A 6,725-nucleotide genomic window follows, 5' to 3' on the forward strand; every position below is an offset into this window, starting at 1 on the left:
GACCGTTCTAAAACCGCTCCACCCTGAACGGCCGCGTGTCCACGAGCGTCTCTTCGTGGGTCATCATCTCGGCGATCAGCCGGCCCGTGACTGGGCCGAGCGTCAACCCATGGTGCGCATGGCCAAACGCAAACCACAAGTCCTTGTGACGTGTCGCGGGGCCGATAATCGGCATCATGTCGGCTGTGCAGGGGCGCCGTCCCATCCATGGTTCATCGTCTAGACGCTGGCCCAACGGAAACAGCGTGCGCGCAATCGGCTCGACGGCGGCGAGTTGCGCGGGCGTTTTGGGCGCGTCGCAGTGCGCGATTTCCGCCCCCGTGGTCAAGCGGATGCCTTTGGCCATCGGCGCCAGCAGATAGCCGTTCTCGACGTCCAGCACCGGATGATTCAGGCGCGCCGATGCCTCCGACGCATAGTGCATGTGATACCCGCGTTTGACAGCAAGGGGCAAGCGGTAGCCGAGCCGTGAACTCACGCGATCGGACCACGGCCCCAGCGCCACCACCGCCGATGAAGAGACGATCGTGCCGGCCTCCGTATCGACCGCCCAACCCTCGCGAAACGAGTCAGCGTCGCCGATAAAAAATCGTCCGCCCAGTGCCTCGAAATATTTTGCGTAAGCGGTGACGAGCGCGTTAGGGTCGTTCACGGAATCGGATCCGGTATAACGCAACCCGCCTGACAAGCTCCTGTCGAGATCCGGTTCCTTCTGTTGCAGGCTGCTTGCGTCGAGCGCTTCGAACTCGACACCATATTCCCGATGCCATCGTTCAGCGTTCCGGGTTTCGGCGTCCCGTACCTGCTCGGTGCGAAACACCTTGATCCAGCCCGTCGGGCGCAATAACGCGCTCGCGCCGGCAGCCGCGGCCAGCGCGCGGTGCTCGTCCACGCAATGCTCGATCAGCGTCGCGTACGACTTCGCGATCGCGGCGTGTTTCGCCGGATGAGAATTGCGCCAGTACTGCCACAGGAACGGCGCGGTCTTGAGGATGGCGTCGGCATGGTAGCGAACGTCCAGCGACTGGTTGCGCGCGTACCGGAGCAAAGTGCCGAGGTCGCGTGGAAACGCATAGGGGTACACGCTTTCACGCTGGATCAGGCCGGCGTTACCGAACGACGTTTCGTTGCCGGGCAGTTTGCGGTCGACCAGCGCAACCTGGCGGCCGCGTTTCTGAAGATGCACGGCAACACACACGCCGACAATGCCCGCGCCGAGCACGACGGCGTCGAATTTCAGGGTGGTCATGAACTCACTCTTTTAGATTCTTGAAATGCCGGCGCCTCTGTGCTCGGACTCGTGAGTGCATGGACAACCCGGCCTGGGCGGGTTGCGAGTGGATCGAGGCTGACGTTGGCGCGGCGATTGGGTTGACTATTCGCTCGCGGATTCGACGCTCGCCTTCGCGTCTCGCTCGGGCCGGCGGACGGCTCTCACTTTGCCACTGGTTCCGCCGCCGCAGAAGAACTGATCGCCGCCATCGGACTCGAGCCCCGACACGTAGACGCCGGGCGGCATCTCGACACTCTCCAGAACTTCTCCCGTACGGGAGTCGATATGCCGCAGCTCGCTTTCGTCACCTTCCCAGGTGGCATGCCAGAGCTCGCCGTCGTTCCAGGTAACGCCGGTGACGAAGCGATTCGACTGGATCGTGCGAAGTATCGCGCCGGTTTCGGGATCGAGCTGAAGAATCTGCCGGTCCTGATACCGCCCGACCCAGAGCGTTCCTTCAGCCCACGTGAGCCCCGAGTTACCGCCGCCGCCACCGGGTGCGGGAATCGTCGCGAGTACGCGGCCGCTATCGGGATCGATCTTCTGGATGAGATCGCCGGCGATCTGAAATAAATGCTGGCCGTCAAAGGCCGTTCCCGCCTGCGCGGCGACATCGATCGAGCGCAGCGTTTCGCCGCTCGCCGGATCGAAGGCGTTCAGCTTGTCGCCGCTGGCAATCCAGACATGCTGACCGTCATAAGTGACGCCGTGCACGCTGTCGATGCCCGGAAAGGGTCCATATTCACGCACGATTCTGGCGGCTGATCGGTTCATGTTTCCATCCTGATCACTCAGTAAGGGGAGCGGGGAGTAACAATGTTGTCGTGAATCCGGGCATGGGCGGCGTCATCCAGCGCCGCGCCCGCCCGCGGCCGAACGATTGCACCTTGCCGCCTGCCGCCAGCGCGTCGAGGGCCCGCTGCATGGTGCGCTGGCTGGCGTCCAGTGCAATTGCGAGCGCCGAGCTCGACCACGATTCGCCGTCGGCGAGGAAGGCGAGCACCATCGCGTGCGGTTCTTCAACCGGCCGCGCGAGCACGACGACCTCGCGCGCGCCGTGCGGTACCAGCGCGAAGCCACGCCTGGTCGCGTTCACACCGGCCAGCGTTCCAAGCAGCGCGCGAAGCCGCCCGATTTCGACGCGCAGCCGCGCGCGATGCGTTTCATCGGGGTGCTTCGTCCGAAATGCCCGCGCGATGAGTGCGTCCCGCGAGACGTCCTCGGGCCACGCTTCGGCCAGCGCGCGGGCGAGCGCGAACAACACGGGGCGCCTCGCGAGCGGGACCACGATGCGCGTTTCACGCACGACATAACGGCACGCGTCGACGATCAGCGCCTTCGACGCCATTAACGCTTCAACCTCTTCGAGCAGCAGGGGCCGCTCGTCGCCCTGCGCGATCAGACGCGCCGCCGGTGTGGTCAGGAGCAGGCGTGCGCTGTCGACCTCCGCCGTCAGCGCTGGAATCCCCGCATGGTGCGCGGCGCGCTCGGCTCTCGCGAGCGCTGAGCGCGCCGTATTCGTCTGGAGGCGGCGCATGGCGATGCCCGCGACGACCAGCTCATGCGCGGCTCTCAAGGCGGGCGGGAAGGGCGTGGGATCGAGTCTGGCGAGCAGGCGCTCAGCGTCGCCGAGGCGCCCGATCAGGAGTAGACGCCGGACTTCGAGATACCGCGCATGCGCGGCGTTCAGCCGGTCGCCGTGCGCTTCGAGCGTGGCCCGCGCGGCATCGAGCGCTTTGGCGGGCCACCCCAGATCGCGTGAGGCGAGCGCGATTTCGGCCTCGGCGACCACACACCTCGCGCGGGCCACAGGCTCTTTGGGACCGAAGGCGCGCGCGGCACTTCGCACGAGCGCTTTCGCCCGCACGAGATCGCCGAGCTGCGCCATCGCGATGCCTCGCAAAGCGAGCGCAGGCGCGTCTTCGCGCAGGGCGACGCGGTTCAGCGCGCCGAGCGGATCGCCGGCCGCGAGCGCGCGCGCCGCCGCTGTCACTAGCGAGTCCATGGTCTATTCAAATCGCGCCACACTTGTCACTCCCACCGTCCGGTGCCCGTGACTAATCTAGCACGACCATCAACCCGATCGTCGTATCGGCCACTGAACGATCGACGAAGGACTCCCAAGGAGGGACGCAGGATGACAACACATACCACCGGGACACGTGAAGCGTGGCTGGCGGCGCGACTCGAGTTGCTCAAGGCGGAAAAGGCGTTGACGCGGCAGAGCGATGCGCTTGTGCAGCAGCGGCAGGCACTCCCCTGGGTGCGGGTCGACAAGGCATACCGGTTCGAAACCGCTGCGGGAAGCGCCTCATTGGCAGAGCTCTTCAAAGGCCGCTCCCAGCTCCTCGTCTACCACTTCATGTTCGGCCCCGATTACAAGGCGGGCTGCCCGTCGTGTTCCTCGATTGCGGATGGGTTCGACGGCCTCGTGGTTCATCTGGCGAATCACGACGTCACGCTCATGGCGGTGTCGCGCGCGCCGCTCGAGAAGCTACAGACGTATCAGCGCCGGATGGGATGGACGTTTCCGTGGGCGTCTTCGGCTGGCAGCGATTTCAACTTCGACTTCAACATCGCGTTCACCGAGGCACAACAGCGTGAAGGGCGCATCGAATACAACTACGAGCGGGGCGGTCACGCGATGGACGAGACGCAAGTCCCGGCACCCGTCGCCCAGTTCGCCGCCACCTGTGGAACCGACGCGGCGACGTATACGCGTGACCGGCCCGGCTTGAGCACGTTCGTCCTCGAGGACGGCGTCGTCTATCACACGTATTCCACCTATGCGCGCGGCGTGGACGGCATCTGGGGCATGTACCAGTGGCTCGACCGCGCGCCGAAGGGGCGCAACGAGACGGGTGTCTGGTGGAAGCGGCACGACGAGTACGAGACGCGCTGAGCCTGATGATGGAACAGATTTGCGCAACCGGGGCACGGCAGATGCCGGGACGCTCGATCGACGCGCGAGTTTCGCAGCAGGCGTTTCTCGGCGTCTCGGCGCTGCTGTTCGTGGTTAGCACCGGGGTGACGATCGTCGCCGCGGCGTCCATGTCGGCGATGGGCGAGATGCCGATGCCCGGCGGCTGGTCGATGTCGATGACGTGGCTGCGGATGTGCGGGCAGACGTGGCCCGGCGCCGCGGCGTCGTTTCTCGGCATGTGGGCGGTGATGATGGTTGCGATGATGCTGCCTTCTCTCGTTCCTATGCTGTGGCGTTATCGCGAGGCTGTCGGCGGAGTCGGCGGGATGCGTCTGGGCTCGCTGACGGTGCTGGTGGGCGCGGGGTACTTCTTCGTGTGGATCGCGTTCGGCATGGCCGTATTCCCGCTGGGTGTTGCGCTGGCGGCGCTCGAGACGGAACTGCCGCCGTTGGCGCGTGCCGTTCCGCTCGCGACGGGTGTGATAGTGCTCACTGCCGGTGCGTTCCAGTTCACCGCGTGGAAGGCGCGCCATCTTGCCTGCTGCCGCGCGGCGCCGGGACGCTGCGCCAGGGTGGTTGCGCCGCTTGCAGCGTCTACATTGCCCGCATTGCCGCCGGTATTGCCCGCGGACGCCGTCATGGCCTGGCGACACGGCTTACGCCTCGGCCTTCATTGCGGCTACTGCTGTGCCGGTCTGACGATCGTCCTGCTCGTTCTTGGCGTGATGGATTGGCGTGTGATGGCCGTCGTGACGGCGGCCATCACCGTCGAACGTTTGGCACCGCGTGGTGAGCGCGTGGCGCGTTGGATTGGTGTGGGCGCCGTCGCGACGGGCTTGGTGCTGATCGCGCGAGCAGTCGGGCTCGGATGACATCGCGCATGCAGTGAGGGTCACGTTCAGTCGAAATCGAACACGTCGAAGATCGAGCGTTTCTTTTTGTGGCCGCGATAATCCGGCCGGCGATCGTCGTACGTGCGGTTGTTTTCATACGCATGATCTCGATCCCGATCGCGGTGGCCGTCCCGGTGACCCTCGCGGTGACTTTCCCGGCTAACGCGTGCCGACGCGGAAGCATCCGGGCTCTCAACGTCCAATGCGATCAGCTTGTCGAGTTCGCCACGATCGAGCCAGATGCCCCGGCAGACCGGGCAGTAGTCGATTTCAACCGAGCGTCGCTCGCTCATCAGCAGATCGGTGGTCTTGCAAACAGGGCATTTCATTTCGTTGCTCCTCAAAGGTACAAAAACACATCGAACGCTCGGCATACCGGGCTGCCCGACTCCGAAAAAACGATCCGGCGTTACTTCGGTCGAGGATCTCGAACGCTCTTTTCAGGTGCGGACGTCATAGCGGCGTTCACTGCTCCGCGTTAGCCGTCCGCTTCGATTTCGCCCGGCGCGCGAGCATGTTCAATGCCTCGACGAACGCGGAGAACGCCATCGCCGCGTAAATGTAAGCCTTCGGCACGTGCGAGCCAAAACCCTCCGCGATCAGCGTCATACCGATCACGAGCAGGAAGCCGAGTGCCAGCATGACAACGGTCGGATTACGATCGATGAAGCGCGACAGCGGGCTCGCAGCGAATAGCATCACCATGACCGCTGCAATGACCGCGATGAACATGATCGGCAGGTGCTCCGTCATCCCGACCGCAGTGATGATGCTGTCGACCGAGAACACGATATCGAGCACGAGGATCTGTCCGATCGCAGCCAGCGCGGTCAACTGCACAGTCGTGCTCGCCTTGTCGCGCGCTTCTTGTGAATGGACGACGTGGTGATGAATCTCACTCGTTGCCTTCCAGACGAGAAACAAACCGCCGCTCAGCAGGATCAGATCGCGCCACGAAAACGCGTGGCCGAACAGCGTCACGGCGGGCGCGGTCAATTGCGCGATCCACGCGACCGTGCCGAGCAAGCCGAGCCGCAGCAGGAGCGCGAGCATGATGCCCAGGCGCTGCGTGCGCGCGCGTTGCGCTTCCGGCAGCTTGTTGCTGAGGATCGAGATGAAGATCAGGTTGTCGATGCCGAGCACGATTTCCATCACGACCAGCGTGAGGAGCGCAGCCCATGCAGCGGGATCGGTAGCGAGGATAAGTAGGGCGTCCATGGGGTTCGTCGACGAATAATCGCCGGTAACGTTGGTATGCCGTCATCATCGCCGTTTTCATGGTGCGGATAAATCAGTGATAATCTGAGCGAGATATCGGTTTTCTCGAAGTGTCTAGTCATGCTCAACTACCGCCATCTGTACTATTTCTGGATCGTCGTGAAGGAGGGCGGCTTTGCGCGCGCGGCCGAGCGTCTCGACATGGCGGTCCAGACGATCAGCGCACAGGTGCGCGAGCTGGAAAAATCGATTGGGCGTCAGTTGCTGAAACCGGCAGGGCGCGGCGTCACGATGACCGAAGCCGGCGAGACGGCATTCAACCGCGCGGAGCAGATCTTTCAGATCGGCGAGGCGTTGCTCGACGAGATGCGCGAGACGGGTGGAGAAGGGAGTGCGCGGCTCGCGGTGGGTCTTTCCG

The 6,725-nt window shown here is 64.3% G+C and carries 8 protein-coding genes; 3 read left to right on the forward strand and 5 right to left on the reverse strand.

Annotated features, from left to right (window positions below):
* Positions 1-7: 7 nt before the first annotated feature.
* The 3 genes from QOC89_RS01655 to QOC89_RS01665 all read right to left on the reverse strand — a co-directional run bounded on the left by QOC89_RS01655 (position 8) and on the right by QOC89_RS01665 (position 3,278).
* Positions 8-1,240 carry an FAD-binding oxidoreductase gene (locus QOC89_RS01655; RefSeq protein WP_323043430.1) on the reverse strand — a complete coding sequence of 411 codons (1,233 nt, stop codon included), beginning with the start codon at positions 1,238-1,240 and terminating at the stop codon, positions 8-10.
* A gap of 135 nt (positions 1,241-1,375) precedes the next feature.
* Complete coding sequence (locus QOC89_RS01660; RefSeq protein WP_323043423.1) at positions 1,376-2,047, reverse strand: glutaminyl-peptide cyclotransferase; 672 nt, start codon at positions 2,045-2,047, stop codon at positions 1,376-1,378.
* Between the two features lie 13 nt (positions 2,048-2,060).
* Positions 2,061-3,278, reverse strand: coding sequence for a helix-turn-helix domain-containing protein (locus tag QOC89_RS01665; protein ID WP_323043424.1), 1,218 nt, complete (start codon positions 3,276-3,278; stop codon positions 2,061-2,063).
* Between the two features lie 132 nt (positions 3,279-3,410).
* Here QOC89_RS01665 and QOC89_RS01670 point away from each other — a divergent pair, with 132 nt between their 5' ends.
* Positions 3,411-4,175, forward strand: coding sequence for a DUF899 domain-containing protein (locus tag QOC89_RS01670; protein WP_323043425.1), 765 nt, complete (start codon positions 3,411-3,413; stop codon positions 4,173-4,175).
* Positions 4,176-4,183: 8 nt separating this feature from the next.
* Positions 4,184-5,068: a DUF2182 domain-containing protein gene (locus QOC89_RS01675; protein WP_416340327.1), complete on the forward strand. Its 885-nt coding sequence runs from the start codon at positions 4,184-4,186 to the stop codon at positions 5,066-5,068.
* Between the two features lie 26 nt (positions 5,069-5,094).
* Here the strand turns inward: QOC89_RS01675 and QOC89_RS01680 are convergent, their stop codons facing one another.
* Together QOC89_RS01680 and QOC89_RS01685 are read right to left on the reverse strand one after the other, a co-directional pair.
* Positions 5,095-5,418 carry a zf-TFIIB domain-containing protein gene (locus tag QOC89_RS01680; protein ID WP_323043426.1) on the reverse strand — a complete coding sequence of 108 codons (324 nt, stop codon included), beginning with the start codon at positions 5,416-5,418 and terminating at the stop codon, positions 5,095-5,097.
* 136 nt (positions 5,419-5,554) lie between these two features.
* On the reverse strand, positions 5,555-6,307 hold the full coding sequence (locus tag QOC89_RS01685) for a TerC family protein (protein ID WP_323043427.1): 753 nt from the start codon (positions 6,305-6,307) through the stop codon (positions 5,555-5,557).
* Positions 6,308-6,427: 120 nt separating this feature from the next.
* Between QOC89_RS01685 and QOC89_RS01690 the strand changes: the two genes are divergently transcribed.
* Positions 6,428-6,725: LysR family transcriptional regulator (locus tag QOC89_RS01690; protein ID WP_323043428.1), on the forward strand; the 298-nt coding region annotated here is incomplete at its 3' end.

Source organism: Paraburkholderia sp., from assembly GCF_034668105.1.
Classification (GTDB): domain Bacteria; phylum Pseudomonadota; class Gammaproteobacteria; order Burkholderiales; family Burkholderiaceae; genus Paraburkholderia.